Origin of the sequence: Pseudomonas sp. NFX1 (assembly GCF_051123555.1) — a bacterium.
Classification (GTDB): Bacteria; Pseudomonadota; Gammaproteobacteria; order Pseudomonadales; family Pseudomonadaceae; genus Aquipseudomonas; species Aquipseudomonas capeferrum.
The window spans coordinates 4,367,206-4,392,864 of sequence record NZ_CP169366.1 but is presented as its reverse complement, the minus strand read 5'-3'; the positions used below and the strand labels follow the sequence as shown (position 1 = coordinate 4,392,864).

Sequence of the window (25,659 nt, the reverse complement as noted above, 5' to 3'; positions counted from 1 at the left end):
CCTCGCCGTCGATGAAAACGCCGCTGTGGTTTCCGCAGAGTTTCTTCGCCCGCACGCTGTGGCTGGTGCTGATCGTCGTCCTGTTTTCCAAGGCGCTGACCCTCGTTTATCTGCTGATGAACGAGGATGTGCTGGTCGACCGTCAGTACAGCCATGGTGTGGCACTGACCTTGCGCGCCTATTGGGCTGCCGATGAAGAGAACCGCGACAAGATCGCCGAAGCCGCAGGGCTGATCCGGGTGACCGGCTCTGGAGTACCCGAAGGCGAGCAACACTGGCCTTACAGCGAGATCTACCAGCGGCAGATGCAGGCCGAGCTGGGCGAAGACACCGAGGTACGCCTGCGCATCCACGCGCCACCGGCGTTGTGGGTCAATGCGCCGAGCCTCGGCCCTGGCTGGCTCAAGGTGCCGTTGTACCCGCATCCGCTGCGTGGGCAGAAGATCTGGAACGTGCTCGGCTGGTTCCTGGCCATCGGCCTGCTGTCCACCGCGTCGGCCTGGATTTTCGTACGCCAGCTGAACCAGCCGCTCAAGCGCCTGGTGTTCGCCGCCCGGCAACTGGGCCAGGGGCGCAGCGTGCGCTTGCCGATCAGCGACACACCCAGCGAAATGACCGAGGTGTACCGCGCGTTCAACCAGATGGCCGAGGATGTCGAGCAGGCAGGGCGTGAGCGTGAGCTGATGCTGGCAGGGGTTTCCCACGACCTGCGCACACCGCTGACGCGGCTGCGCCTGTCGCTTTCGCTGTTGGACAGCGACAACGACTTGAGCGATGACATGGTCCGCGACATCGAGGACATGGACGCGATTCTCGACCAGTTCCTGGCGTTCATCCGCGATGGCCGTGACGAGCCGGTGGAGGAGGTCGACCTGGCCGATCTGGTGCGCGAAGTGGTGGCCCCGTACAACCAGCCGCACGAGCGGGTACGCCTGTGCCTTGAGCCGATACCGCCGTTCCCCCTGCGCCGGGTTTCGCTCAAGCGCATGCTGGGCAACCTGATCGGCAACGCCTTGCACCATGCCGGCAAAGGGGTCGAAGTGGCCGCTTATGTGTCGGGCGACGAGAGTGCGCCTTACGTGGTGCTCAGCGTGCTGGACCGGGGCACGGGGATCGACGAGTCGGAGCTGGAGACCATCTTCAACCCGTTCATTCGTGGGGACCGCGCCCGGGGTGGCAAGGGCACAGGGTTGGGCCTGGCGATCGTCAAGCGAATCGCGGCCCAGCATGGTGGCAATGTCGAGCTGCGCAATCGGTCCGGTGGCGGGATCGAGGCGCGGGTGAGGTTGCCGTTGGGGCTTTTGCTGCCGCGTAATGCCGTGTGATTGCCGGGGCCGCTTTGCGGCCCATCGCGACACAAGGCCGCTCCTACAAGGGTTACGCGATCCCCTGTAGGAGCGGCCTTGTGTCGCGATGGGCTGCAAAGCAGCCCCGAATCTCAGCCCTTGCCCTTGGTCCGCGTCTGGTTCGGCCCGCCGTTCTTCTCCAGATGCTCGATGATCATCCCCGCCACGTTCTTGCCTGTGGTCACCTCGATCCCCTCCAGCCCCGGCGATGAGTTCACCTCCATCACCAGCGGCCCGTGGTTGGAACGCAGAATATCTACCCCCGCCACGCTCAACCCCATCACCTTGGCCGCACGAATCGCGGTAATCCGTTCTTCCGGGGTGATCTTGATCAAGCTGGCGACCCCACCCCGGTGCAGGTTGGAGCGAAACTCCCCAGGCTTGGCCTGACGCTTCATCGAGGCAATCACCTTGTCGCCCACCACGAAGCAGCGAATGTCGGCACCGCCGGCCTCCTTGATGTATTCCTGCACCATGATGTTCTGCTTCAGGCCCATGAAGGCTTCGATCACCGACTCGGCCGCCTGGGTTGTCTCGCACAGCACCACGCCGATGCCTTGGGTGCCTTCGAGCACCTTGATCACCAGGGGGGCGCCATTGACCATCTGGATCAAGTCCGGGATGTCGTCAGGCGAGTGGGCGAAGCCGGTGATCGGCAGGCCGATGCCGCGCCGCGACAGCAACTGCAGCGAGCGCAGCTTGTCGCGCGAGCGGGCGATGGCCACCGACTCGTTGAGCGGGTACACGCCCATCATTTCGAACTGGCGCAATACCGCGCACCCGTAAAAGGTGACCGAGGCACCGATGCGCGGGATTACCGCATCGAAGCCTTCCAGCGGCTTGCCACGGTAGTGGATCTGCGGCTTGTGGCTGGCGATGTTCATGTAGGCCCGCAGGGTATCGATCACCACCATTTCGTGGCCACGCTGGGTACCGGCTTCGACCAGGCGGCGGGTGGAATACAGACGCGGATTGCGCGACAGCACAGCGATCTTCATGCAGCACCTGTGACAGGGGAAAGGGTGGCCGGAAAGGCCGGTTTGTCTTGTACGTACTTCAGGCCAGGGTTGACCACCAGCTGGCCGTGAATAAGTGCCTTGGAGCCGAGCAGCAGGCGGTAGCGCATGTCCTTGCGGCAAGCCAGGGTGAACTCCACTTCCCATACAGCATCGCCCAATGCCAGCGAAGTGCGGATCACATAACGGGCCTGGGCATGGCCGTTGGAGCTCTTGATGGTTTTCATGGTCACCAGCGGAGCTTCGCAACGGCGGTGGCGCAACTGCACCACCGAGCCCAGGTGCGCGGTAAAACGGACCCACGGCTGGCCGTCACGCTCGAACGGCTCCACCTCGGTGGCGTGCAGGCTGGAGGTGCTGGCCCCGGTGTCGATCTTGGCGCGCAGCCCGGCCAGCCCGAGGTCGGGCAGGGCCACCCACTCGCGCAGGCCGATCACAGTCAAATGGTCAAATGTCTTCACGAAGCGCACCCAGGGGATAAGGTGGTGAACTGTAAGCACGGCGTGGACTTTTTGCATCCGCAAGATACGGTAGTACAGTTCGATGAAAGACTGAATTCGAGGTAACGGGATGGCACACAAGGCGGAAGAAGACGACAAGGTTCGCCTGGACAAATGGCTGTGGGCGGCGCGGTTCTACAAGACCCGAGCGCTGGCCAAGGCGGCGATCGAGAGTGGCAAGGTGCATTGCCGGGGCGAGCGCTGCAAGCCAGGCAAGGAGCCGAGGGTAGGCGATGAGTTCGTCCTGCGCACCGGGTTCGACGAGCGTACGGTCGTGGTCAAGGCGCTATCGGTGGTACGCCGTGGGGCGCCAGAGGCCCAGGCGCTGTATGCCGAAACCGAAGAGAGCGTGCGGCGCCGTGAACAGGCTGCCGAGCTGCGCAAGGCCGGCGCGATGGGTGTGACCACCGACGGCCGGCCGAACAAGAAACAGCGGCGGCAGATTCATCAGCTGCACGGCAGCTTCGAGTGATCGGGGCCGCAAAGCAGCCCCCAGGCTCAGCGAACCACAGCCAACCGCCCGACCAACGGCATCTTGGCTGCCAACCGGAACAGCGGCGCCGTCCAGCGCATCAATGCCGCACTGCCCTTGGCCGCCAACGGTGTATGGCAGCTCCACCCCAACGCCAGTATCGCCATCAGCAACCCGCCGATGTAGTCATCCTGGCCCCAATGGGCGCCTGCCACCAAACGCGGCAGCATGAACACCACCGCCAGCCCCCAGACCACCAGGTAGTGCACCAGGCGCCGGCTGAACAGGCTCATGAACAACGCCCAGATCAGCAACACCGAGGCGTGATCACCCGGGAAGCTCTTGCTGGAGCGGTCCTTGAGTTCCCAGGCTGCCTCCAGGTTCGGGTAGTAGTCACTGAGGTGCACGACGTCATCGAAAATCATCGACGGGCTCTTGTGTTGCCATCCAGCGGCATCGACCCACTTGGAAAACAGCGCGCGAATCACCACTAATAGGACCAGGGTGACCAAAAAGCCGAAAAAGGCCTCACGCACCTGGCAGGCTTTGAACACCCAGTTGCCACGGATCAGCACTGCCAGCAGGATCAACCCGACCACGATGTCGAACGGGCGCAGGCTGCCAAGGGTCCAGATGTAGCGCCAGGCGGTGTTGTCGGCCAGCGGCGCATTGAGGCTGTGAAACAGCCATTCGTCGAAAGTCAGGCACAGGATCTGGCCAATAGGCCATAACCAGAAACACAGTAGAGCGATGGGCAGCAGCGTGCAGGCTGCCAAGGGTCCCAAGGACCACCTTGCTTGGAACAGTGGTCGATTGTCCATAAGATACCTCTATTGCCAACAGGAATCGGAGCGCCTTGTGAGTGCTCTGTCACGGGCTTCGCAAGTGTTTCGAAATCCCGTGTAACCATTTTGTCATCATTTTCAGATAGCCAGAACCTATGAGCGAATTGCCGGATACCGATTTCACCCAACGCTTCATCTTCGACGACCGCGATATCCGCGGTGAGTGGGTGGGGCTCGACCGCAGCTATGCCGAAGTGCTGGCGCGTCACCCGTACCCCCAACCTGTGGCCGCGCTGCTCGGTGAGCTGATGGCTGCCACCGCATTGCTGGTGGGCGCGCTGAAGTTCGATGGCCTGCTGATCCTGCAGGCACGTTCCCAGGGGCCGATCCCGCTGCTGATGGTGGAATGCTCCGGTGATCGCGAGATTCGCGGCGTCGCCCGTTACGAGGCGGACCAGATCGGCGCAGAGGCGACCTTGGCCCAGCTGATGCCCGACGGCCACCTGACCCTGACCATCGACCCGGTCAAAGGCCAGCGTTACCAAGGTACCGTCGACCTGGACGGCGCCAACCTGTCTGAATGCTTCACCAACTACTTCGTTCAGTCGCAGCAGCTCAATACCCGTTTCTGGCTCGATGCCAAGGACGGCAAGGCGCGCGGCCTGCTGTTGCAGCAGTTGCCGGTAGACCGCCAGCGCGACGAAGAAGAGCGCGCCGAGAGCTGGCAGCATGTAACGGCCCTCGCCAGCACGCTCAAAGCCGAAGAGTGGGTGCTGGACAACGAAACCCTGCTGCACCGCCTCTACCATGAAGACGCCGTGCGCCTGTTCGATATCGAGCCGCTGCGCTTCCACTGCAGTTGCTCGCGCGAGCGCTCCGGCAATGCGCTGGTAAGCCTCGGCCAGCACGACGCCGAGCAGTTGGTCGAAGAGTGCGGTGGCAAGGTGGAAATCGATTGCCAGTTCTGCAATGAGCGCTATTTCTTCGATGCAAGCGATGTCGCGCAACTGTTTGCCGGTGGCGGGACAGACACGGCGTCAGAAACTCGGCACTGAAACGATTAACTATAGGGAATTCTGCTGTCGAATTGCGCAAAAGCGCAGTAACGACAGGAGGGGCCTACTTTTTTTGGGCTTTTCTGGCATAATCCGGCCACTTTTTTCGCTGTAGTAGTTTTTTACAGACAACTACAAAACGTTTGGAGCACTCGGCCTCGGGCCGGATGGGGTATCTCATGACGCAAGCCAACAACACCGTGTACACCGACCTGAGCGTCGATAAGCTGGTAGAAGAAGCGCTGCAACGCGGTGAGGGCGTGCTGGCCGATACTGGCGCACTGGTGGTCGAGACCGGTCACCGCACTGGCCGTTCGCCGGCTGACCGTTTCATCGTCGAAGAACCTTCCACCCAGGCTGCCATCTCCTGGGGCCCGATCAACCGCAAGTTCCCGGCCGACAAGTTCGATGCCCTGTGGGACCGCGTCGAGGCGTTCAACAACGCCCAGGATCACTTCGTTTCCTACGTTCACGTAGGTGCGGCCGCCGAGCACTACCTGCCGGTGAAGATGACCACCCAGACTGCTTGGCAGAACCTGTTCGGCCGTTGCCTGTTCATCAACCCTGAGCAGTTCAACCCGGCTGGTCGTGACCAGTGGCAGATCCTCAACGTCGCCAACTTCGTTTGCGAGCCTGAGCGTGACGGCACCAACTCCGACGGCTGCGTGATCATCAACTTCGCCCAGAAGAAGGTGCTGATCGCTGGTATGCGTTACGCCGGTGAAATGAAGAAAGCCATGTTCTCGGTGCAGAACTTCCTGCTGCCGGCTGCCGACGTGCTGCCAATGCACTGCGCTGCCAACATCGGCGAAGAAGGCGATGTGACCCTGTTCTTCGGCCTGTCCGGCACTGGCAAGACCACCCTGTCGGCCGACGAAAGCCGTTACCTGATCGGTGACGACGAGCACGGTTGGGGCGAAGGCGTTGTCTTCAACATGGAAGGCGGTTGCTACGCCAAGTGCATCGACTTGTCCGAGAAGAACGAGCCGGTCATCTGGAAAGCCATCAAGCATGGCGCAGTGCTGGAAAACGTCGTGCTCGACGCCAACAAGCACGCCGACTACACCGACGTCAGCCTGACCCAGAACAGCCGTGCGGCCTACCCGCTGGAGCACGTTGCCAAGCGTTCCGAAGCGAACCTGGGCGGCGAGCCTAACGCGGTCATCTTCCTGACCTGCGACCTGACCGGCGTTCTGCCTCCGGTTTCGATCCTGAACAACGAACAGGCTGCCTACCACTTCCTGTCCGGTTACACCGCGCTGGTCGGTTCCACCGAAATGGGTTCGGGCGGCGGCATCAAGTCGACCTTCTCCACCTGCTTCGGCGCGCCGTTCTTCCCGCGCCCGGCTGGCGAGTACGCTGAGCTGCTGATCAAGCGCATCAACGGCTTCAACTCCAAGGTCTACCTGGTCAACACCGGCTGGACCGGCGGTGGCTACGGCGTTGGCAAGCGCTTCAGCATCCCGACCACCCGCGCGGTGATCGCTGCGATTCAGAGCGGCGCGCTGGTAGGTGCCGACACCGAGCACCTGGACATCATCAACCTGGACGTGCCAAAAACCGTTCCGGGCGTTGATACCGAGCTGCTCAACCCGCGCACCAACTGGGCTGACAAAGCTGCCTACGACGAGGCCGCCAAAGGCCTGGCCAAGCTGTTCATCGAGAACTTCAAGAAGTTCGAAGTTTCCGACGCCATCAAGGCTGCTGGCCCACAGCTGTAAGCTGTCGTTAGCTGTAAAGAAAAGCCGCCTGAGATGGCGGCTTTTTTGTGCCTGATACTTTTGCACGATTACTAATGGCCTTTTCGCGGGCTGCCCGCAAAAAGGACGTAAAGACATCCTCCAGTCTGGATTTTCTGTTTCACTGTTAGCATCCATTGCGACCTCGCGAGACAGACAGATGACCGAAGCCCCACAGCGCAGTGCATTCGCCCACTTCCATCCCATCCTCACCCGCCCCCAGGACAACGACCTGAACGGCCACATCGCCGGTGCCACCGTGCATGGCTTTTTCGAAACCGCCATCCAGGCCTTCCTCGTCGAGCAAGCTGAGCTGGACCTGCGTGAAGGTGCGCTGGCGGCGTTCGTGGTCAGTTCGGCTGCGGATTTTTTCGCGCTGCCGGGTTTTCCGGATGTGCTTGAGGTGGGCCTGGGGGTGACGCGGTTGGCCGGCAGTACCGTGGAATACCGGTTGGCGCTGTATCGCCCTGGCGAAAGGGATGCGTGTGCGGCGGGGACGGTGGTGCAGGTGTTCATCGAGCGCTCAAGCGGCCGGCCTGTGCCGCTGCCTGAGGCGCTGCAGGCCATTCTCAGCGGCCTTCAGCTCGCCCCGCAGGCATAAAAAAGCCCCGCCGGGCGGGGCGGGGCTTTTGCTGCCAGGGCCAAGCCCTCAGGCATCAGTGGCGCCAGTGGCGCTTGTGCTTGCGGTGGCCGTAATGGTTGCCACGGTCGTAGTGACGACGGTCGTCGTAGCTACGTCGGTAGCGGCGATCGTCATGGCGTTCGTCGTCGTCGGCCTTGTTGCCCATGTAGTTACCCAGCGCGCCCCCGGCACCGCCGCCGGCTGCCGCACCAATGTAGCTACCGGTGGTGCCGCCCACCGAGCGACCAACCACGTTGCCGCCTGCGGCGCCCAGCGCGCCACCGATGGCAGCCTCGCCACGCTGGCGTTTGTCGGCACCCAGGGCACCGCCGGCTGCGCCGCCCAGGCCGGCACCAATAGCGCCGCCCGTGCTACCACCGATGGAGTTGCCCACTACGGAGCCGAGTACCCCACCCAATGCGCCGCCAATGCCGGCCTCGGTATTGCCACCGGCCATGGCAACGCCGCTGAGCAAGCTGAAAGACAACAACAGAATCGAGGAGTACTTCTTCATCAAGAGAGCCTCATAAGGATGACGAGGCGAATTTGAGGCTCTGGAGGGCGGCTGGCAATTGAAATCCGACGAGTAGCACGAGTTGTACACAATTCTCTAAGTTACTGTTTTCTAGGTGAAACTTTATTGTTTTTTGGCTGTCAGAGGTACTTATGACAAAGCCCTGAACCGTTATGGAACAGGGCTTTTTCGTTTTTGCCGTTAGCCTTTCGAGCGTTACAGAATACGCCCGTCGTGCCGTGCACGTTCCAGCTTGATGGCAATGAATTTGGACGTCGGCGTATGGCTGCCATCGCCAATGCTCTCCAACGGCACCAGCGGGTTCACCTCTGGATAATAAGCCGCCGCCTGCCCGGCCGGGATATCGAAGGCCAGCAAGGTGAAGCCGTGCACACGGCGCACATGTTCATCCCCCCACAACGAGACAATGTCGACCTTCTGCCCCGGCTGGAAGCCAAGGCGGATGATGTCGGCCTCGTTGACGAACAGCACCTCGCGCTGGCCACGCACGCCTCGGTAGCGGTCATCCAGGCCATAGATGGTGGTGTTGTACTGATCGTGCGAACGCATCGACTGCATCACCAGGTCGGGCAATTGGCCGCTGGCCCGCACGCGTTCATCGAGCAAGGTGTCCGGTAGCAAGTTGGCCTTGAAATTGGCGCGCCCGGTGCTGGTCTGCCATTCGCGGTTGGCGGCGCTGTTGCCCAGATAGAAGCCACCCGGCTCGCGCAGGCGCTGGTTGAAGCCGCTGAAGCCGGCAATGGTGTCGCCGATCAGGTCGCGGATGCGGTCGTAGTCGGCGACCAGCCAGTGCCAGTCGACCGGCTGCTTGCCCAGGGTGGCGGCAGCGATACCGGCAACCACCGCAGGCTCCGAACGCATCTGAGTCGTCAGCGGCTTCAATTGGCCGTTGGAGGCATGGACCATGCTGAACGAGTCTTCCACGGTCACAGCCTGTGGCCCGTCGGCCTGCAGGTCGATATCGGTACGGCCCAGGCACGGCAGGATCAATGCCTGTTTGCCGTGGATCAGGTGGCTGCGGTTGAGTTTGGTGCTGATGTGCACGGTCAGCTCGCAGTTGCGCAGCGCCTGCGCGGTACGCGCGGTGTCTGGCGTGGCCTGGGCGAAGTTGCCGCCCAAGCCGATGAACACCTTGGCACGGCCGTCGAGCATGGCGTGGATGGCTTCGACAGTGTTGTGGCCGTTGTGCCTCGGCACGGGGAAGTTGAAGCGCTTCTCGAGGGCGTCGAGCAGTGCCAGCGGCGGGCGCTCGTTGATACCCATGGTGCGGTCGCCCTGCACGTTGCTGTGGCCACGCACCGGGCACAGGCCGGCGCCTGGCGCGCCGATGTTGCCGCGCAGCATCTGCAGGTTGACGATTTCCTGGATGGTCGGCACCGAATGGCGATGCTGGGTGATACCCATCGCCCAGCACATGATCACCCGCTTGCCACGGCAATACATGCGCGCGGCCAGCTCGATGTCGGCCAGGGTCAGGCCGGATTGCGTCTGGATATGCGCCCACGGCGTGGCATCGACCACTGCCAGGTAGTCATCGACGCCGTGACCATGCTCGGCGATGAAGGCGTGGTCGAACACAGCAGGTTCGCCGCTGGCCTGGGCCTCACGTTCCCACTGCAGGACGAACTTGGCCATGCCGCGCAGCAGCGCCATATCGCCACCAAGGGCCGGGCGGAAGAACGCGGTGTTTGTCGGCCGGTCGCTGTTGGTCAACATCTCCAACGGGTTCTGCGGGTGCTGGAAACGCTCCAGGCCACGCTCTTTCAGCGGGTTGACGCACACCACCTGGGCGCCGCGTTTCACCGCATCCCGCAGCGGGTCGAGCATGCGTGGGTGGTTGGTGCCCGGGTTCTGGCCCCAGACGAAGATTGCATCGGCATGCTCGAAGTCGTCGTAGGTGACCGTGCCCTTGCCGACGCCGACGCTTTGCCCCAGGGCCACGCCGCTGGCTTCGTGGCACATGTTCGAGCAATCGGGGAAGTTGTTGGTGCCGTAGGCCCGCACGAACAGCTGGTAGAGGTAGGCGGCTTCGTTGCTGGCCCGGCCCGAGGTGTAGAACTCGGCCTGGTCAGGGGTGGCCAGGTTGTTCAGTTCGCGGGCGATCAGGGCAAAGGCGGCATCCCAACTGATGGGCTGGTAGCGGTCCTGTTGTGCGTCGTAAACCATCGGTTCGGTCAGGCGCCCCTGGTACTCCAGCCAGTAATCGCTCTGCTCGCGCAGCGCGCTGACGCTGTAACGGGCGAAGAAGGCGGCGTCCACGCGGCGCTTGGTGGCTTCCCAGTTGACCGCCTTGGCGCCGTTCTCGCAGAACTTGACCATGCCGTTTTCCGGCGAATCGCCCCAGGCGCAGCCGGGGCAGTCGAAGCCGCCGTTCTGGTTGGTCTTGAGCAGCGCGCGGATGTTCTTCAGCGCGTTATCGCTGCCGACCCAGGCCTTGGCCACACTGCGCAACGCACCCCAGCCTCCGGCGGGGCCGTGGTAGGGCTTGTAGCGAGGGGGGGCGGCTGGGGCGTTGTCAGGGAGGGGCTGGTACGAGGTCACGGCTGTTACGACTCCGCCGCTGGGCTGTAGACCCGCGGTGCACTGTGTTTGGGCAGATGGATGAGGTTGAGGTTGTGCTTGCGCGCCCATTGCAGGGCCAGGCCGGTGGGTGCCGAGAGGCTGACCAGGGTCTGGATGCCGGCACGCAGCACCTTCTGGATCAGCTCCAGGCTGCAGCGGCTGGTGACGATGGCCAGGCCGCCGGTGCTGTCGATGCCTTGGCGCAGCAGGGCTCCGATCAGTTTGTCGAGGGCGTTGTGCCGGCCGATGTCTTCGCGGCCGAGTAGCAGTTCGCCGTTACGGTCCATGAACAGTGCCGCATGCACCGCGCCGCAATGCTGGCCGAGCGGCTGGAAGGCGTCGATACGCCCACGCAGGCCTGCCAGCCAGTGCGCAGGCGGCAAGGGCGCGCCGGGCAGTTCGGCCAGCTCGGGCAGTGCCTGCTCGAGTGCTTCGACCCCGCACAGGCCGCAGCCGCTGGTGCCGGCCAGTTGGCGGCGCTGGTTCTTCAGGTTCCAGAAGGCCCGGCTGGAGATTTCCAGATCGGCGTACAGAGCCGAACCGCTGCCGGACAGCTTGAGGTCATAGATCTCGTGGGTGCCTTCGACAAGCCCGGCGCCGACGCTGAAGCCGACCGCAAAATCTTCAAGGTCGGTAGGGCTGACCAGCATCACCGCCTGGTTGAGGCCGTTGTAGGCGATGGCCAAGGCCACTTCTTCGGCCAGGGGCGTACTGGCGCGCTCGGCGTCGCCGAGCTGGGCGTACTCGTAGTTGTTGCTGGCGGCGGGCAAGGCCAAAGGCGATGAGGCCGCGCAGACCGGAGGTTTGCTGTTCATCGGGGCTGGCTACCGGCGGCGATTTGATAGCCCAAGCCTAGGCCTGTGGGGCGGTCTCGTCTAATCGCTAGGGTCTATGCCTTGATAGACCGCGTCGATTGGCCGCGGCAGGGGCAGGTCGGGTAATCCTGGCCTAGACTCCTGGCTCCGAGGTTTTATCAACAAGGAGAACGCAATGAGCCTGTTCAGTTTCGTGAAGGAAGCCGGCGAGAAGTTGATCGACCTGCTGACCCCCGGTAATGCCAATGCCGAGGAGCAGTTGAAAAAGCACGTGGAAAGCGTCGGCCTGGGTAATCCGAACATCACCGCCACTGTAGAGGGCGACAAGATCACCCTCAAGGGCGAGGTGGCTAGCCAGGAGGAGAAAGAGAAGATCATTCTGGCGGCGGGCAACATCAATGGTGTGGCCAGCGTTGATGATCAGATCACCGTAACAGGGCCGGTCGTTCAGGCTGCGCGCTTCGTTACCGTGAAAAAGGGTGACACGCTGTCAGCCATTGCCGTAGTCGTCTATGGCAATGCCAACCAGTACAACAAGATCTTCGAGGCCAACAAACCGATGCTGTCGCACCCGGACAAGATCTATCCGGGGCAGGTGTTGCGCATTCCGGACTGATAGATCGTGCTGGCTCTTTCGCGGGGCAAGCCCGCTCCCACAGGTACCCTGCAATGCTCAAGGGTTTTACTTACCTGTGGGAGCGGGCTTGCCCCGCGAAGAGGCCCTCAAAGCCCCGACAACAAATCCCGGTAATCCTCTACCGCGGCAAACTCCTGGGTATCGCGCGGCGCTGCCTGGCTGTCCGGCTGCCTCACTGCCAGCAAGTGGCCGACCCCAAACTGCCGTGCGCTGCGCAAAATGGCCAGGGTGTCGTCGATAAACAGGCTGCGCGCCGGGTCGAAGCCGATATCCGCCTGCAACGCATCCCAGAACTGTGGGCTTTCCTTGGGGTAGCCATAATCATGCGAACTGATCAGCCGCTCGAAGTAGGGCGCCAGTTCTACCCGTTCCAGCTTCAGTGACAACGAATCGCGGTGGGCATTGGTGATCATCACCACGCGCTTGCCCGCCTGGCGGATGGCGGCCAGGAAGGTGTCGGCATCCGGGCGCAGGGCGATCAGGTCGGCGATCTCGCGCTTGAGCTCACGGATCGGCAGCTTCAGCTCACGGCTCCAGAAGTCCAGGCAGTACCAGTTGAGCGTGCCGGCATTGCGCTCGAACAGCGGCTGCAGTTCCATTTCTGCCATGGCCCGGCTGGCGCCATGCAGCTCGGCATAGCGCTGGGGCAGGTGGTCCAGCCAGAATCGGTTGTCGTAGTGCAGGTCGAGCAGCGTGCCGTCCATGTCCAGCAGGACGGTATCGATGGCAGACCAGGGAAGAACAGGCATGGGAAACTCTCGTTCAGTCGGCTAGCCACGGTATAGTAACCCGTTCACGCCAAGGAGCTGCCCCATGCGCCAGAAACCCACCGTCCTCAACCGCGAAATCGTCGCCAGCAGCCGCCTGTTCCGCGTCGAGGCTGTGCAATTGCGCTTCAGTAATGGTGCCGAGCGCACCTACGAGCGCCTGGTCGGCCGGGGCAACGGTTACGGAGCGGTGATGATCGTGGCGATGCTCGACGCCGAACATGCTGTGCTGGTCGAGGAATACTGCGGCGGCACGGACGAATACGAGCTGTCGTTGCCCAAGGGCCTGATCGAACCGGGCGAGGACGTGCTGGCGGCGGCAGACCGGGAGCTCAAGGAAGAGGCCGGTTTTGGGGCGCGGCAACTGGAGCACCTGACCGAACTGTCGCTGTCGCCTGGCTACATGAGCCAGAAGATTCAGGTGGTGCTGGCGACCGACCTGTATGAAGAGCAGCTTGAAGGCGATGAGCCGGAGCCGATGCGGGTCGACAAGGTCAACCTGCGCGAGCTGTCAGCCCTGGCCATGCACCCGCAGTTCACCGAGGGCCGCGCCCTGGCGGCGCTGTACCTGGCGCGTGACCTGCTGAGCCAGCGGGGGTTGCTGGAGCTATGAACGACCTGCAGCTGATGCACGAAGTGGTCAAGCTGGCCCAGGTGGCGGGCCAGGCGATTCTGCCGTTCTGGCGCGCCGATGTGGCGGTCAGCAACAAGGCTGACGATTCACCGGTCACCGCAGCAGACCTGGCGGCGCACCGGGTCATTGCCGATGGCTTGCTGGCCTTGGCGCCGCACATCCCGGTGCTGTCCGAGGAGGACTGCGACATCTCGCTGGCCGAGCGCCAGGGCTGGAGCCGCTGGTGGCTGGTCGACCCGCTGGACGGCACCAAGGAATTCATTGCAGGCAGTGAAGAGTTCACGGTCAACATCGCGCTGATCGAAAACGCTGAGGTGGTGTTCGGCGTGGTGTCGATGCCGACCAACGGGCGCTGTTACTTTGGCGGCCGCCAGTTGGGTGCCTGGCGTGCCGAGGCGGGTGAAGCGGCCGAGCCGATCCAGGTACGCAATGCACCGCCTGCCGATGGCCGTTTCACCGTGGTCGCCAGCCGTCGTCATTCCAGCCCGGAGCAAGAAGCGCTGCTGGCCGGGCTGGGGGCTGCGGTGGGGGCGCTGGAGCTGGCCAATATCGGTAGCTCGCTGAAGTTCTGCCTGCTGGCCGAAGGCAGCGCCGATTGTTACCCACGCCTGGCGCCGACTTCGCAGTGGGACACTGCCGCGGCGCAGGGTGTGGTCGAAGGTGCCGGTGGCGAGGTCATCGAGCTGGACGGCCAGCCGTTCCGCTATCCGCCGCGTGAGTCACTGCTAAACCCGTTTTTCCTGGCTTTGCCCAGCGCAGCCAGCTGGCGCCAGGCCTTGATCGACCTGTCGCGCCGCTCCGGCAACAACTAGGGTATTTGCAAGCAATCAGCGGTGCAGAACGTACTGCCCGCTGAACCGTACGGCCGCTTCGTCGCTGCCGGCATTGCTGACGGTAGTCTCCAGCGTCAGCCGCGCCCGTCCACGGCGCTGGTACATGGTCACGAAGCGCGCCCAGCTCTTTTCATCCGGCGCCGCACAGCGTGCCACCGCCGCACCTGTGACCGGCAACGGGTAGCTGATCTGCCCCTCCTGGATGACGATGTGCCCGTCATCGATGCCCAACTCGCGCAAGCGCAGGTGCAGCCACCCCCAGCCCACCAGTACCGCAGCGCAGTACAAGCTGCCGCCGAACATGGTGCTCTTGTGGTTGACGTTGGCCGCCAGCGGCAGTTGCAGGCGCAGGGTGTACTGCTGCCAGTCGATGACCTCCAGGCCCATTTCCCGCGTGAGGGGGATGTCGCTGTGCAGTATGCCCTGCAGGTACTGGCTGTCGGTGCTCATGGACGGTTGTCCTCCTGGTCGTCGTGCCCGCCGCTGCCGCCGTCAAAACTGAGGCTGTGCTTGCGCAGCTTGTCATGCAAGGTCTTGCGTGGAATGCCCAGTGCCTCGGCCAGGCTGCGCATGGAGCTGTGTGGTTGGCCAAGCTCGGCGGCAATCAGCGAGCGCTCGAACTGCTCGACCTGTTCGCTGAGGTTGCCGGCCACTACCACCGGCGCTGGCGTTGCCGCAGCCGGTGCCTGGCCGTCGAGGGCAAGCTCAAGGCCCAGGGCAAAGCGTTCGGCAGCGTTCTGCAGCTCCCGCACATTGCCAGGCCAGGCGTGGCGCAGCAGCATGGCGCGCTGGGCAGGCTGCAGGGTGTGCGGCGTCAAGCCGTGGCGCTGGCTGGCGGCATCGGCAAAGTGCTGGAACAACACCAGGATGTCGTCACCGCGCTCACGCAGCGGGGGTATGCGCAGCGGCGCCACGTTCAGGCGGTAATACAGGTCGGCGCGGAAGCGCCCCTGGTCGGCGGACTGGCGCAGGTCTTCCTTGGTGGCAGCAATGATGCGGATATCCAGCGGGATCAGCTGGTTGCCGCCCAGGCGCTCGACCACCCGCTCCTGCAACATGCGCAGCAGTTTGACCTGTACATCCAGGCTCATGCTTTCGATTTCATCGAGGAACAGCGTGCCGCCATTGGCGAATTCGAATTTGCCGATGCGCCGCTTCTGCGCGCCGGTGAAGGCGCCAGGCTCGTGGCCGAACAACTCGCTCTCGACCACCGACTCGGCCAGTGCCCCGGCGTTGATCGCCACGAATGGCCCGTCGCGGCGGCTGGACAGGTCGTGCAGGGCGCGGGCCACCACCTCTTTGCCGGCACCGGTCTCACCCAGTATCAGCACATCGGCGCGGGTACCGGCCAAGGCGCCGATCTGTTCGCGCAGGCGCAGCATCGACGGCGACTGGCCCACCAGGCGCGTGGCCAGTTGCTGGCGGTCGCTCAAGGCCAGGCGCAGGCTGCGGTTGTCCAGCACCAGGCGGCGCAGGGCCAGGGCGCGGCGCACGCTGTCGAGCAGGGCGTCGCTGGCAAACGGTTTTTCAAGGAAGTCATAGGCACCGGCGCGCATCGCCTGTACCGCCAACGGCACATCGCCGTGGCCGGTAATCAGCAGCACCGGCAGCTCGCTGTCGCGCCCGTGCAGTTGCTCCAGCAGTTGCAGGCCATCGATGCCAGGCATGCGGATGTCGCTGACCACCACACCAGGCCAGTCGGCTTCGATACGCTCGGCCAGGCCTTGGGCATCGGCCAGCGCCACCACCTTGAGCCCGGCAAGGTCCAAGGTCTGGCTCAGTGCCTGGCGCAGGTGGGGGTCGTCGTCGACCAGAATGACCTGGGCTTGGCTGTCGATCAGTGTCTCGGGGGTCATGCCGAGGGGTCCTCCGAATTGGGCAGGGTAGCGCCGGGTGCGGCCACGCGCAGTTGCAGGGTAAGCAAGGCGCCGCCTTCAGGGTGGTTGGCCAGCAGCAGTTCACCGCCCAGCGCGCGCATCAGGCTTTCGCAGATGGCCAGCCCCAGGCCCAGGCCCTGGGTGCGGGTCTTGGTGGTGAAGAACGGCTCCTTGGCATGCTCCAGCGCCTGGCGGCTGAAGCCAGGGCCGTTGTCGCGGATGTACAGGTAGACGTAGCCATCGCGCTGTTCGGCACTCAGCCACAGACGGCGCGGGTTGGCCTTTTCGGTCAGGGCGTCGAGGGCGTTGGCCAGCAAGTTGCCCAGTACCTGGCGCAGGCGGGTTTCGCCGGCCTGTACCCACAACGTGGCCTCTGGCAGGTCGCGGATCAGCTCTACAGCCATCGCGCGGCGGCGCTTGGCCAGCAAGGCCAGGGCATCGTCCAGTGCCGGCTGCAGGGCCACGCTCTCCGGGGCGTGGCGGTCGCGGCGGGCGAAGGCGCGCAGGTGGGCGATGATCGAGGCCATGCGCCCGGTCAGTTCACCGATCAGCTTGAGGTTGCCGCGGGCGTCGTCGGTGCGTTGATGGTCAAGCAGGATCTCGGCGTTCTCGGCGTAACTGCGAATGGCTGCCAGCGGCTGGTTGAGTTCGTGGCTGATGCTCGCCGACATGGTGCCCAGCACCGACAGCTTGCCGGCCTGGACCAGTTCGTCCTGGGCCCGCACGGCTTCCTGCTGGGCATTTTCACGTTCCAGCACGGCACTTTTGAGGCGGGTATTGAGGCCTTCGAGGTCGGCGGTACGTTCGGCCACGCGCTTCTCCAGCTCTTGGCGGCCACGGGCCTCGAAGTCGATGCGGTCGATGTAGTGGCGCCGCCGCTGCATCACCAGGCCGGCCAGCAGCATCATCACCAGCAGCGTGCCGGCGCCGATGGCCATCACTGTCTGCACCGAGCGGTCGACCAGCATGCGTGGCGCGAGGATGCTGACTTGCCAGCCAGTTTCCTTGATGTCGCGGGTCTGGGTGATCCACGCATCCTGGCTGAGCTGCAGCGGTTGCGGGGCCTGGGTCGGGTACGGCTGGATGGCGATGATCGCCTGGCGCTCGGCCTCGGTCAGCGCGCGGGTGGCACGGAAGCGCCAGTCGGGCCGTGAGGTCAGGATCACCACGCCGTTATGGTCGGTCAGCAACAGTTGCTCTGGGGTGCGGCCCCAGAGGGTTTCGGTGTGGTCCAGGTCGACCTTGACCACCAGCACGCCAACGATGCGCTCGCGGTCCCGCACCGCTGCGGCGAAGAAGTAGCCACGCTTGGCCGAGGTGGTGCCCTGGCCGAAGAAACGCCCCAGGTGGCCGGCCATGGCCTCGTTGAAGTAAGGGCGGAAGGCGAAGTTGCGGCCGACGAAACTGTCGTGCTTGTCCCAGTTGGAGGCGGCCAGGGTGTTGCCGCTGACGTCCATCAGGTACATGACCTCGGCACCGGTCTGCTGGACGATGTTCTTTAGCAGGCGGTTGGCGTTGGTCACCGCTTCCAGGCGGAACGGGTCGGCCAGCACGCCGCGCAGGGCCGGCAGGTCGCCGAGGATCTGCGGCAGGGTTTCGTAGCGGTGCAGGGTGCCGAGCAGGTTGGCGACGTACAGGTCGAGGGTCTGGCGGTTCTGTGAGGCCAGTTCTTCCTGGTAGTAGCGCTCGGCCAGGTGATGCAGCGGCCACAGCAGCGGGGCCAGGCACAGGGCCAGCAGGGCCAGGCTGCGCCAGCGGGGACGGCGTGGGGGCGTGGGTTTTGCAATCATCACGTAAGTGCGCCAGAAAAGTCTGACGCAATTATGCGCTACTTGAGGCAGTCGATCAGCGCCTGCTGCCAGTGCGGCAGGCGGATGTGCCATTCGTGGGCCAGGCGTGAGCAGTCCAGGCGTGAGTTGAGCGGCCTGCGGGCCGGCGTGGGGTAGTCACTGGACGGGATTGGCAGCAGTTCGGCGCAGGGCAGGCCTTGGGCCTTGAGTTGCTCGGCGATGGCCTGGGCGAAGCCGAACCAGGACGTCTCGCCTTGCGCGGTGAGGTGGTAGGTGCCCCAGGCGCCCGCCTGGCCGGCCTGCCAACGTTCGACCAATACACGGGTGCTGGCGGCAATGCTAGCGGCCCAGGTCGGTGCGCCGATCTGGTCGTCGACAATGCGCAGTTGAGGCTTCTCTTGCAGCAGGCGCTGCAGGGTCAGCAGAAAGTTGCGCCCGTACAGCGAATAGACCCAGCTGGTGCGCAGGATCAGGTGCTGGCCGGCCACTGCGGCAATCGCCTGCTCGCCTGCAAGTTTGCTTTGGCCGTAGACCCCCAGGGGGTTGGGGGCGTCTTGTTCGGTGTAGGGCGTAGCCTTGTTGCCGTCGAAGACGTAGTCGGTGGAGTAGTGGATAAGCGGCGCGCCAAGCCGTGCCGCTTCTTCGGCAAGCACACCAGGGCCGTGGGCATTGATCGCAAAGGCGCGCTCTGGCTCGTGCTCGGCCTGGTCGACCGCCGTGTAGGCACCCGCATTGATGATCAGGTCGGGGGCCAGCTGGCGCAGCGGGCCACGCAGGGCCTCGGGCTGGGCCAGGTCCAGTTGCTCGCGCCCGAGCACGTGAAGCTCGCCAAGGCCGACCAGCTGCGTCTTCAGCGCCTGGGCTACCTGGCCGTTACGGCCACATACGACAATCTTCATGGCAGCAGTTGCGCCTCACTCAGCGGTACGCCGACCTTGTCCTTTTCCGACAGCACCGGCGGCCCTTCGAGTTGCCAGTCGATGGCCAGCTGCGCGTCGTCCCAGCGGATGCAACGGTCGGCGCCTGGGTTGTAGTAGTCGGTGGTCTTGTAGAGGAACTCGGCGGTTTCGCTGACCACCGCAAAACCGTGGGCAAAGCCAGGCGGAATCCACAATTGGCGATGATTGTCGGCCGACAGGTGCACGGCAACCCACTGGCCGAAAGTTGGCGAGCTCTTGCGTACATCCACGGCAATATCGCGGATCTCGCCCTGTACTACGCGCACCAGTTTGCCTTGGGTGTTTTCCACCTGATAGTGCAGGCCGCGCAACACGCCCTTGAGGGAGCGGGAGTGGTTGTCCTGGACGAAGTCCACGGCAACGCCGGTCTGCTTGGCAAACTCACGGGCGTTGAAGGCTTCGAAGAAGAAGCCTCGGCTGTCACCGTATACCGTCGGTTCGATGATCAGTACATCAGGGATCTCGGTGGGGATGATGTTCATGCAGACTCGTTAGCCAGTTTGCCCAGGTACTGACCGTAACCGGTCTTTTTGAGTTTTTCAGCCTTGGCCAGCAACTGGTCACGGGTGATCCAGCCCTTGTTGAAGGCGATTTCTTCCAGGCAGGCCACCTTCAGCCCCTGGCGGTTCTCGATGGTCTGCACATATTGCGAGGCATCCAGCAGGCTCTCGTGAGTCCCGGTATCGAGCCAGGCAAAGCCGCGGCCAAAGCGCTCCACGCGCAGGTCACCGCGCTTGAGGTAGGCATTGGTGACATCGGTGATTTCAAGTTCGCCCCGCTCGGAGGGGCGGATGCCCTTGGCAATTTCGATCACGTCGTTGTCGTAGAAGTACAGGCCCGTCACCGCATAGCTGGACTTGGGCTTGAGGGGCTTTTCTTCGATGGACAGGGCGTTGCCTTGCTCGTCGAACTCGACCACGCCGAAGCGTTCCGGGTCCTTGACCCAGTAGCCGAAAACGGTGGCCCCGCTCGGGTGGTTGACCGCGCGCTGCAACTGTTCGGTGAAGCTCTGGCCGTGGAAGATGTTGTCGCCAAGAATGAGGCACACCGAGTCATCGCCGATGAACTGCTCGCCGATCAGAAATGCCTGGGCCAGGCCATCGGGTGAGGGCTGCTCGGCATAGTTGATGTGGATGCCGAACTGGCTGCCGTCGCCGAACAGCTGGCGATACTGGGGCAGGTCCTGAGGTGTCGAGATCAGCAGGATTTCGCGGATATCGGCGAGCATCAGCACCGAGATCGGGTAGTAGATCATCGGTTTGTCGTAAATCGGCAGCAGTTGCTTGGAAACCCCAAGGGTGATGGGGTGCAGGCGTGTGCCGGATCCTCCGGCCAGGACAATGCCCTTGGTCATGCAATGAGCTCCTTGATGTCGGTATTGCCCAGGCGTTCACCCTGGTAGCTGCCATCCTGGACATGACGGCACCATTGCTGGTTGTCCAGGTACCACTGCACCGTCTTGCGCAGCCCGCTGGCAAAGGTTTCTTGCGGTACCCAGCCCAGTTCCCGTTCGATCTTGCTGGCATCGATGGCATAGCGCAGGTCGTGGCCGGGGCGGTCCTGGACGTAGCTGATCAGGTCTGCATAGCGGGCCACGCCTTGCGGGTGCTGCGGCGCCAGCTCTTCGAGCAGGGCGCAGATGGCGTGCACCACGTCGAGGTTCTTCTGCTCGTTGTGGCCACCGATATTGTACGTTTCGCCGACCTGTCCGTGGCTCACTACTTCAAGCAACGCCCGCGCGTGGTCTTCGACGAACAGCCAGTCACGCACTTGCTGGCCATTGCCATACACCGGCAGTGGCTTGCTGGCCAAGGCATTGAGGATCATCAGCGGGATCAGCTTTTCGGGGAAATGGTAAGGGCCGTAGTTGTTCGAGCAGTTAGTGATCAGCACCGGCAGCCCGTAGGTGCGGTGCCAGGCGCGCACCAGGTGGTCCGAGGCGGCCTTGCTCGCCGAATAGGGTGAGCTGGGCGCATACGGCGTGGTCTCGTGGAACAGGTCGTTGGCGCCATGCAGGTCGCCATAGACTTCGTCGGTGGAGATATGGTGAAAACGGAACGCACGGCGCTGCTCGGCCGGCAGCTGGCTCCACCAGGCGCGGGTGGCTTCGAGCAGGGCGTAAGTGCCGACGATGTTGGTCTGGATGAACGCGGCCGGGCCGTCGATCGACCGGTCCACATGGGACTCGGCTGCCAGGTGCATGATCGCCCCAGGCTGAAAGCGTTCGAGCACGGCGCTGACGGTTGCCGAGTCGGCGATATCGGCCTGGACGAATTCGTATCGGGTGTTGTTGGCGATGCTCTGCAGCGATTCGAGGTTGCCGGCGTAGGTCAGCTTGTCGAGGTTGAGCACTTCGTGTTCGGTGTTGTCGATCAGGTGGCGGACCAGCGCCGAGCCAATGAAGCCGGCGCCGCCTGTGACGAGTATGCGCATCTCAAGTGGCCTCTGGAAAACCAAGTTCTATGGCATGCAGCCTAGCTCGTCGGCTAGGGTGGTGGCAGACAAATATCATGGGTTTGGCGGGAAGGCTTAGGGTTATTTCGATTGATATCGGCATAATCTGTATAATGGTTTCATTCATCAGGTTTTATTGCTTTTAATGCCGATATATATCGGTTATAAATTTGCGATAGCCGGGGGCGCTTTGCGCCCCGTCGCGACGCAAGGCCGCTCCTACACACACACACACACACTACCAACGCCCCAGTGCACATCGGCTCAGGGCCTACGCAGAGGTTAACCATGAAAACCCTCAACTCCACCCCCCGTGCCGACGGCTTCCACATGCCCGCTGAATGGGCGCCGCAGACCCAGGTCTGGATGGTCTGGCCGGAGCGTTCGGACAACTGGCGCCTGGGTGGCAAACCGGCGCAGGCTGCGCATGTGACGCTGGCCAAGGCCATCGCCCGCTTCGAGCCGGTGACCGTGGGGGTTTCCGCTGGCCAGTACGAAAACGCCCGTCGCCAACTCGACCTGCCGAACATCCGCGTGGTGGAAATCAGCAATGACGATGCCTGGGTGCGCGATACCGGCCCAACCTTCGTCATCAACGACCACGGCGAAGTGCGCGGTGTGGACTGGGGCTTCAATGCCTGGGGCGGTTTCGAGGGCGGCCTCTACGCGCCCTGGAACCGTGACGAGGAACTGGCCGCCAAGGTACTGGAAATGGAGCGCTGCCAGCGCTACCAGACCGAGGGCTTCGTGCTGGAAGGTGGCTCGATCCACGTGGACGGCGAAGGCACCGTGATCACTACCGAGGAATGCCTGCTCAACCGCAACCGCAACCCGCACCTGGGCCGCGAACAGATCGAGGCGGTGCTACGCGAGCACCTGGCGGTCGACACCGTGGTCTGGCTGCCGGACGGCCTGTACAACGACGAAACCGACGGCCATGTCGACAACTTCTGCTGTTACGTGCGCCCAGGTGAAGTGTTACTGGCCTGGACCGATGATTCCAACGACCCCAACTACGCACGCTGCCACGCCGCGCTGGAGGTGCTGAAAAACACCCGCGATGCCAAAGGCCGTGAGTTCGTGGTGCACAAGATGCCGATTCCGGGCCCGCTGTATGCCACCGCCGAAGAATGTGACGGTGTCGACCAGGTGGCCGGCAGCCAGGAGCGCGACCCGTCGGTACGCCTGGCCGGCTCGTATGTGAACTTCCTGATTGTCAACGGCGGCATTATCGCGCCAAGCTTCGATGACCCTGCAGATGCCCAGGCCAGGGCCATCCTGGCCAAGATCTTCCCGGACCATGAAGTGGTGATGATCCCTGGCCGTGAACTGCTGCTGGGCGGGGGCAATATCCATTGCCTGACCCAGCAGCAACCCGCGCCGGTCAAGCGTTGAAACCACGCTGAACGAAGAGGCCCGTCATCTGACGGGCCTTTTATTTCCAGGCGACGTCCGGCGCCGCGAATGGCATATGTTTTGTATTGTTTTTCAAAGAGATAGCTCGGCCTGGTCGGGCTCGTGGATCTGTAACAATACCTACGTAGATTAGCCGCTCACGGGCAAGGGAGTACGTGTGGAAATGAACGCAGCAAGTGAGTCGGCTTTGTGCCCATCGGCAGTGAATCATCAATCGCTCAGGGTTCTGGCGCAGTGGTTGAAGCACTATGGAAGCAAACCGGTCAGGACGACCGACCCACGACGTCTGCTTGCCGGGCGATACCCCCAAGGGCTGATCAGTGAAGCGGAGATGCAAGCGCTGATGGCGGTGTGGCACTGACCGTATCGGGCTAGCCTGCACCGGCCCTGACACCGGTGCAGGCAGTAACATCAGAAGCGGTAAGTGCTTGTCTCCACCAGGCTGCGCGGGTCACCCGGTTGAATCTGCGCGGCGCTGGTCGCTGAGCTGTAGTAGGTCTTGTCGGCAATGTTGTTCAACGCCGCGCGCACATCCCAATCGTGCGTGCGGTAGCCGGCGAGCGCATCCCAGCGGCCATACCCCGGCATCACCGTGGTGTTCTGGTTGTCGGCATAACGGTCACCCACCAGCGTCAACCCCGTCTCGGCGTACCAGCCCAGCTCCGGCTTCCAGGTCACGAACAGGCTGGCGTTGCGCTTGGCCACGTCGTTGATGCGGTTGCCTTCCTGGTTGTTGTTGTCCTTGACGATGGTTGCATCCTGCAGGCCGATGCCCCCGCGCACGTACCAGTTGCCGACGATGTTGCCGGTAGCGGTCAGCTCGATGCCGCGTGAGCGTTGCAAGCCGGTGAGCACAATGATTTCCGGGTTGTTGGCGTCACGCGTGCGGCGGTTGTACAGCTCAAGTTCATACACTGCGAGGGTGGTGGTCAGGCGCTGGTCGAGCCAGTCGCTCTTGACCCCGATTTCCTTCTGCCGGGTCATCTCTGGCCCGGTGTCGTTGGTGTTGCCCGGCGCGCCCGGGGTGATGCCGATCAGGCCACCGCCCACGGGCGAGAAGGTCTTGCTCCACGACGCATAGAACGAGTGATCACGCCACGGCGTATAGACCACACCCAGGCGTGGGCTGGTGGTGTTGCTGTCCTGTGGCTCGGAAATACCCTTGATCTTGTTGGTGGTTTCCACCTCGAACTGGTCGAAGCGCACGCCCGCGAGGATCTGCCACTGATCGTTCAGGCGGACCTGGTCCTGAAGGTACAGGCCACGGCTTTCGACCACGGTGTGGTTGTTGCTCGACACCAGCAGCGGCCCATTGTGCTGCAGGTTGCGGTTGGGGTTGCTCACGTCCAGGCTCGGCACCGTACCCGTCGGGGCGGTGTACAGGGTCGGGTCACGCCGTTGGCTGCCGAACTCCAGGCCCACCAGCAGTTTGTGCTCCAGCCCCAGGGTGTTGAAGTCGCCCTCGGCTTCCAGGTTGTTGAACAGGTTGCGGGTGTTCAGGTCTTGCTGCCAGCGCTGGCGGGTGACGGTGTTGTTGCTGGCGTTGTAGCCCGTGGCATAGGTGTTGTCGAACTCGCTGTCGAGCTTGAACAGGCCAAGGGTGTGGCGCAGTTGCCAGGTTTCGTTGAGCTGGTAGTTCAACCGCGAGCGCAGCGACTGGGCGCGATCGTCGATGTAGTCGCGCTGGGTATCGCCATAGGTGGTGCTGCGGCTTACGTCTGCCGGGCGGCCGTTGACGCCAGGGATGCCGCGGTCGGGCGTGCGGTTGTAGCGGCTGTATTCGTATTGCACCAGCCAGTTCAGGTCCGGCGTCAGCTGCCAGCTCATCGAGGGCGCGAACAGTTGGCGGCTGCCATCGATGCCATCGCGGAAGCTGTTGCTGTCCTCGTTGCCCAGGTTCAGGCGCAGGCTGATGGTGTCGCTGGGGTCGGCACTCAGGTCGGCGTACAGGCTGCGCAGGTCTTGGCTGCCGCCTTGTGCCTCGATGCTCGAACGGCGGCCGTGCTCGGGCGCCTTGCTGACGCGGTTGACGATGCCACCCTGGCTGCCACGGCCATACAACACTGCGGCCGGCCCTTTGAGCACTTCGACACGCTCGATGTTGTTGAGGTCGCGGATGTACTGGCTGTCATCGCGAACACCGTCCAGATAGAAGTCGTTGCTGGCGTCGAAGCCGCGGATGCGCACGCTGTCGAAGCGGGTGTCGGCGCCGCTGCTGACGTTGGGGATACCCTCGAGTGCCTTGCCCAAGGTGTTGCTGCCGTAGTCCAGCACGTTGGCGGTTTTCACCGTGTCGATGGCCTGGGGTACATAGCGCACCGGCGTCGAGGTGCGCGTCGCGGTACTCACCTCCTTGACCCGCGGGTTGTCCTTTTCGCGCTCGCTTTCGGCGGTGACCGACAGTTCCGGCAGGGTAGTGGTGGTGGCGTTGGCGAGGCTGGCGCTGAACAGCACCGACAGGCCCAGCGACAGGGGGGAAAGGCGACAAGGTACAAGCATGGACACATCCGGACCGAGGCAGGTGAAAATAAGGTGCGAATGGTAATGCTTGCTATTTGCTGTTGCTCGAGTATTTGTAAAGGGTTGTCTTTACATATGTATCACTTTGTAACTATGCACTTTGTATAATCGCCCGGCCAAGATTGTTCCCACGACGTCAGGTGACTTACCTGACAAGAGAAAAATTGCCCACCGATAGCGCGAACAGGCATGGAAATGCACCAGACCTGCCAGTTATTTTGGTTATATCAACCTACATTTCACGATTTTTTGACATTTGTAATCGCACACCGCTAGGATTCGGCCAACGCCTGCTGGCCATGACATGGCCATGCTGCTGTTAAAG

25 protein-coding genes are annotated in these 25,659 nt (G+C 63.1%); 10 read left to right on the top strand and 15 right to left on the bottom strand.

Going from position 1 to position 25,659, the window contains the following annotated elements; genetic code table 11:
• Positions 1-11 precede the first annotated feature (11 nt).
• On the top strand, positions 12-1,325 hold the full coding sequence (locus DJ563_RS19840; RefSeq protein WP_033703234.1) for an ATP-binding protein: 1,314 nt from the start codon (positions 12-14) through the stop codon (positions 1,323-1,325).
• Between the two features lie 113 nt (positions 1,326-1,438).
• Here the strand turns inward: DJ563_RS19840 and rimK are convergent, their stop codons facing one another.
• The gene (gene rimK / locus DJ563_RS19835) at positions 1,439-2,344 is read right to left on the bottom strand and encodes a 30S ribosomal protein S6--L-glutamate ligase (protein ID WP_012316721.1); all 906 of its coding nucleotides are present in this window, start codon (positions 2,342-2,344) and stop codon (positions 1,439-1,441) included.
• Complete coding sequence (locus DJ563_RS19830; protein ID WP_047582975.1) at positions 2,341-2,823, bottom strand: ATP-dependent zinc protease family protein; 483 nt, start codon at positions 2,821-2,823, stop codon at positions 2,341-2,343. The genes rimK and DJ563_RS19830 overlap by 4 nt, the downstream gene beginning before the upstream one ends.
• A 109-nt stretch (positions 2,824-2,932) precedes the next feature.
• Between DJ563_RS19830 and DJ563_RS19825 the strand changes: the two genes are divergently transcribed.
• Positions 2,933-3,334 (top strand): RNA-binding S4 domain-containing protein, encoded by a 402-nt coding sequence (locus tag DJ563_RS19825; protein ID WP_047582909.1) that lies wholly within the window; start codon positions 2,933-2,935, stop codon positions 3,332-3,334.
• Between the two features lie 26 nt (positions 3,335-3,360).
• Here DJ563_RS19825 and DJ563_RS19820 read toward each other — a convergent pair whose 3' ends face one another.
• Positions 3,361-4,155, bottom strand: a complete 795-nt coding sequence (locus DJ563_RS19820) for a phosphatase PAP2 family protein (RefSeq protein WP_274098719.1) — start codon at positions 4,153-4,155, stop codon at positions 3,361-3,363.
• 119 nt (positions 4,156-4,274) lie between these two features.
• On the opposite strand from DJ563_RS19820, the gene hslO reads away from it, so the two are divergent.
• From hslO to DJ563_RS19805, 3 genes are all read left to right on the top strand, one after another.
• Entirely contained in the window at positions 4,275-5,174 is a 900-nt protein-coding gene (gene hslO, locus DJ563_RS19815) for an Hsp33 family molecular chaperone HslO (RefSeq protein WP_033703231.1), read from the top strand.
• Between the two features lie 179 nt (positions 5,175-5,353).
• Positions 5,354-6,895 (top strand): phosphoenolpyruvate carboxykinase, encoded by a 1,542-nt coding sequence (locus DJ563_RS19810; protein ID WP_033703229.1) that lies wholly within the window; start codon positions 5,354-5,356, stop codon positions 6,893-6,895.
• A gap of 178 nt (positions 6,896-7,073) precedes the next feature.
• Positions 7,074-7,514: an acyl-CoA thioesterase gene (locus DJ563_RS19805; protein WP_033703228.1), complete on the top strand. Its 441-nt coding sequence runs from the start codon at positions 7,074-7,076 to the stop codon at positions 7,512-7,514.
• 55 nt (positions 7,515-7,569) lie between these two features.
• On the opposite strand, the gene DJ563_RS19800 is transcribed toward DJ563_RS19805, so the two are convergent.
• The 3 genes from DJ563_RS19800 to fdhD form a co-directional block, all read right to left on the bottom strand.
• Complete coding sequence (locus DJ563_RS19800) at positions 7,570-8,049, bottom strand: glycine zipper domain-containing protein (RefSeq protein ID WP_033703227.1); 480 nt, start codon at positions 8,047-8,049, stop codon at positions 7,570-7,572.
• 216 nt (positions 8,050-8,265) lie between these two features.
• The gene (locus DJ563_RS19795; RefSeq protein ID WP_434518222.1) at positions 8,266-10,611 is read right to left on the bottom strand and encodes an FdhF/YdeP family oxidoreductase; all 2,346 of its coding nucleotides are present in this window, start codon (positions 10,609-10,611) and stop codon (positions 8,266-8,268) included.
• 5 nt (positions 10,612-10,616) lie between these two features.
• The gene (gene fdhD / locus DJ563_RS19790) at positions 10,617-11,447 is read right to left on the bottom strand and encodes a formate dehydrogenase accessory sulfurtransferase FdhD (RefSeq protein WP_274098717.1); all 831 of its coding nucleotides are present in this window, start codon (positions 11,445-11,447) and stop codon (positions 10,617-10,619) included.
• Positions 11,448-11,622: 175 nt separating this feature from the next.
• On the opposite strand from fdhD, the gene lysM reads away from it, so the two are divergent.
• Positions 11,623-12,063: a peptidoglycan-binding protein LysM gene (gene lysM, locus DJ563_RS19785; protein WP_274098716.1), complete on the top strand. Its 441-nt coding sequence runs from the start codon at positions 11,623-11,625 to the stop codon at positions 12,061-12,063.
• 107 nt (positions 12,064-12,170) lie between these two features.
• Here the strand turns inward: lysM and yrfG are convergent, their stop codons facing one another.
• Positions 12,171-12,833: a GMP/IMP nucleotidase gene (gene yrfG, locus DJ563_RS19780; protein ID WP_434518221.1), complete on the bottom strand. Its 663-nt coding sequence runs from the start codon at positions 12,831-12,833 to the stop codon at positions 12,171-12,173.
• A gap of 64 nt (positions 12,834-12,897) precedes the next feature.
• On the opposite strand from yrfG, the gene nudE reads away from it, so the two are divergent.
• Together nudE and cysQ are read left to right on the top strand one after the other, a co-directional pair.
• Positions 12,898-13,464: an ADP compounds hydrolase NudE gene (nudE, locus tag DJ563_RS19775; RefSeq protein ID WP_033703221.1), complete on the top strand. Its 567-nt coding sequence runs from the start codon at positions 12,898-12,900 to the stop codon at positions 13,462-13,464.
• Positions 13,461-14,297, top strand: a complete 837-nt coding sequence (cysQ, locus tag DJ563_RS19770; RefSeq protein WP_434518220.1) for a 3'(2'),5'-bisphosphate nucleotidase CysQ — start codon at positions 13,461-13,463, stop codon at positions 14,295-14,297. The genes nudE and cysQ overlap by 4 nt, the downstream gene beginning before the upstream one ends.
• A 15-nt stretch (positions 14,298-14,312) precedes the next feature.
• On the opposite strand, the gene DJ563_RS19765 is transcribed toward cysQ, so the two are convergent.
• From DJ563_RS19765 to rfbB, 7 genes are read right to left on the bottom strand one after another with little or no spacing between them, the layout of a single operon-like run.
• Entirely contained in the window at positions 14,313-14,768 is a 456-nt protein-coding gene (locus DJ563_RS19765) for a YiiD C-terminal domain-containing protein (RefSeq protein WP_434518219.1), read from the bottom strand.
• The gene (locus DJ563_RS19760; protein WP_274098712.1) at positions 14,765-16,174 is read right to left on the bottom strand and encodes a sigma-54-dependent transcriptional regulator; all 1,410 of its coding nucleotides are present in this window, start codon (positions 16,172-16,174) and stop codon (positions 14,765-14,767) included. Before DJ563_RS19760 ends, DJ563_RS19765 begins: the two co-directional genes overlap by 4 nt.
• Positions 16,171-17,985: a sensor histidine kinase gene (locus DJ563_RS19755; protein WP_274098711.1), complete on the bottom strand. Its 1,815-nt coding sequence runs from the start codon at positions 17,983-17,985 to the stop codon at positions 16,171-16,173. The genes DJ563_RS19760 and DJ563_RS19755 overlap by 4 nt, the downstream gene beginning before the upstream one ends.
• A 38-nt stretch (positions 17,986-18,023) precedes the next feature.
• Complete coding sequence (rfbD, locus tag DJ563_RS19750; protein WP_274098710.1) at positions 18,024-18,884, bottom strand: dTDP-4-dehydrorhamnose reductase; 861 nt, start codon at positions 18,882-18,884, stop codon at positions 18,024-18,026.
• On the bottom strand, positions 18,881-19,426 hold the full coding sequence (gene rfbC, locus DJ563_RS19745; protein ID WP_033703214.1) for a dTDP-4-dehydrorhamnose 3,5-epimerase: 546 nt from the start codon (positions 19,424-19,426) through the stop codon (positions 18,881-18,883). Before rfbC ends, rfbD begins: the two co-directional genes overlap by 4 nt.
• Positions 19,423-20,298 (bottom strand): glucose-1-phosphate thymidylyltransferase RfbA, encoded by an 876-nt coding sequence (gene rfbA / locus DJ563_RS19740; protein ID WP_033703213.1) that lies wholly within the window; start codon positions 20,296-20,298, stop codon positions 19,423-19,425. The genes rfbC and rfbA overlap by 4 nt, the downstream gene beginning before the upstream one ends.
• Positions 20,295-21,377 carry a dTDP-glucose 4,6-dehydratase gene (gene rfbB, locus DJ563_RS19735; RefSeq protein WP_434518218.1) on the bottom strand — a complete coding sequence of 361 codons (1,083 nt, stop codon included), beginning with the start codon at positions 21,375-21,377 and terminating at the stop codon, positions 20,295-20,297. Before rfbB ends, rfbA begins: the two co-directional genes overlap by 4 nt.
• 309 nt (positions 21,378-21,686) lie before the next feature.
• On the opposite strand from rfbB, the gene aguA reads away from it, so the two are divergent.
• Together aguA and DJ563_RS19725 are read left to right on the top strand one after the other, a co-directional pair.
• Positions 21,687-22,793 carry an agmatine deiminase gene (aguA, locus tag DJ563_RS19730; protein WP_434518217.1) on the top strand — a complete coding sequence of 369 codons (1,107 nt, stop codon included), beginning with the start codon at positions 21,687-21,689 and terminating at the stop codon, positions 22,791-22,793.
• 184 nt (positions 22,794-22,977) lie between these two features.
• Complete coding sequence (locus DJ563_RS19725) at positions 22,978-23,175, top strand: hypothetical protein (RefSeq protein ID WP_434518216.1); 198 nt, start codon at positions 22,978-22,980, stop codon at positions 23,173-23,175.
• Positions 23,176-23,225: 50 nt separating this feature from the next.
• Here DJ563_RS19725 and DJ563_RS19720 read toward each other — a convergent pair whose 3' ends face one another.
• A complete protein-coding gene (locus DJ563_RS19720) occupies positions 23,226-25,313 on the bottom strand; it encodes a TonB-dependent receptor (RefSeq protein WP_434518215.1) in 2,088 nt (695 codons plus the stop codon).
• Between the last annotated feature and the right edge of the window lie 346 nt (positions 25,314-25,659).

Bases quoted from the DNA above. Each gene is read 5' to 3' on its own strand.
- rimK (WP_012316721.1), bottom strand. From the start codon at position 2,344: ATGAAGATCGCTGTGCTGTCGCGCAATCCGCGTCTGTATTCCACCCGC.
- DJ563_RS19765 (WP_434518219.1), bottom strand. From the start codon at position 14,768: ATGAGCACCGACAGCCAGTACCTGCAGGGCATACTGCACAGCGACATC.
- rfbD (WP_274098710.1), bottom strand. From the start codon at position 18,884: ATGAAGATTGTCGTATGTGGCCGTAACGGCCAGGTAGCCCAGGCGCTG.
- lysM (WP_274098716.1), top strand. From the start codon at position 11,623: ATGAGCCTGTTCAGTTTCGTGAAGGAAGCCGGCGAGAAGTTGATCGAC.
- DJ563_RS19840 (WP_033703234.1), top strand. From the start codon at position 12: ATGAAAACGCCGCTGTGGTTTCCGCAGAGTTTCTTCGCCCGCACGCTG.
- DJ563_RS19805 (WP_033703228.1), top strand. From the start codon at position 7,074: ATGACCGAAGCCCCACAGCGCAGTGCATTCGCCCACTTCCATCCCATC.
- DJ563_RS19820 (WP_274098719.1), bottom strand. From the start codon at position 4,155: ATGGACAATCGACCACTGTTCCAAGCAAGGTGGTCCTTGGGACCCTTG.
- cysQ (WP_434518220.1), top strand. From the start codon at position 13,461: ATGAACGACCTGCAGCTGATGCACGAAGTGGTCAAGCTGGCCCAGGTG.
- nudE (WP_033703221.1), top strand. From the start codon at position 12,898: ATGCGCCAGAAACCCACCGTCCTCAACCGCGAAATCGTCGCCAGCAGC.
- rfbA (WP_033703213.1), bottom strand. From the start codon at position 20,298: ATGACCAAGGGCATTGTCCTGGCCGGAGGATCCGGCACACGCCTGCAC.
- DJ563_RS19760 (WP_274098712.1), bottom strand. From the start codon at position 16,174: ATGACCCCCGAGACACTGATCGACAGCCAAGCCCAGGTCATTCTGGTC.
- DJ563_RS19755 (WP_274098711.1), bottom strand. From the start codon at position 17,985: ATGATTGCAAAACCCACGCCCCCACGCCGTCCCCGCTGGCGCAGCCTG.
- DJ563_RS19720 (WP_434518215.1), bottom strand. From the start codon at position 25,313: ATGCTTGTACCTTGTCGCCTTTCCCCCCTGTCGCTGGGCCTGTCGGTG.
- aguA (WP_434518217.1), top strand. From the start codon at position 21,687: ATGAAAACCCTCAACTCCACCCCCCGTGCCGACGGCTTCCACATGCCC.
- DJ563_RS19810 (WP_033703229.1), top strand. From the start codon at position 5,354: ATGACGCAAGCCAACAACACCGTGTACACCGACCTGAGCGTCGATAAG.
- DJ563_RS19825 (WP_047582909.1), top strand. From the start codon at position 2,933: ATGGCACACAAGGCGGAAGAAGACGACAAGGTTCGCCTGGACAAATGG.
- rfbB (WP_434518218.1), bottom strand. From the start codon at position 21,377: ATGCGCATACTCGTCACAGGCGGCGCCGGCTTCATTGGCTCGGCGCTG.
- yrfG (WP_434518221.1), bottom strand. From the start codon at position 12,833: ATGCCTGTTCTTCCCTGGTCTGCCATCGATACCGTCCTGCTGGACATG.
- hslO (WP_033703231.1), top strand. From the start codon at position 4,275: ATGAGCGAATTGCCGGATACCGATTTCACCCAACGCTTCATCTTCGAC.
- fdhD (WP_274098717.1), bottom strand. From the start codon at position 11,447: ATGAACAGCAAACCTCCGGTCTGCGCGGCCTCATCGCCTTTGGCCTTG.
- rfbC (WP_033703214.1), bottom strand. From the start codon at position 19,426: ATGAACATCATCCCCACCGAGATCCCTGATGTACTGATCATCGAACCG.
- DJ563_RS19725 (WP_434518216.1), top strand. From the start codon at position 22,978: ATGAACGCAGCAAGTGAGTCGGCTTTGTGCCCATCGGCAGTGAATCAT.
- DJ563_RS19800 (WP_033703227.1), bottom strand. From the start codon at position 8,049: ATGAAGAAGTACTCCTCGATTCTGTTGTTGTCTTTCAGCTTGCTCAGC.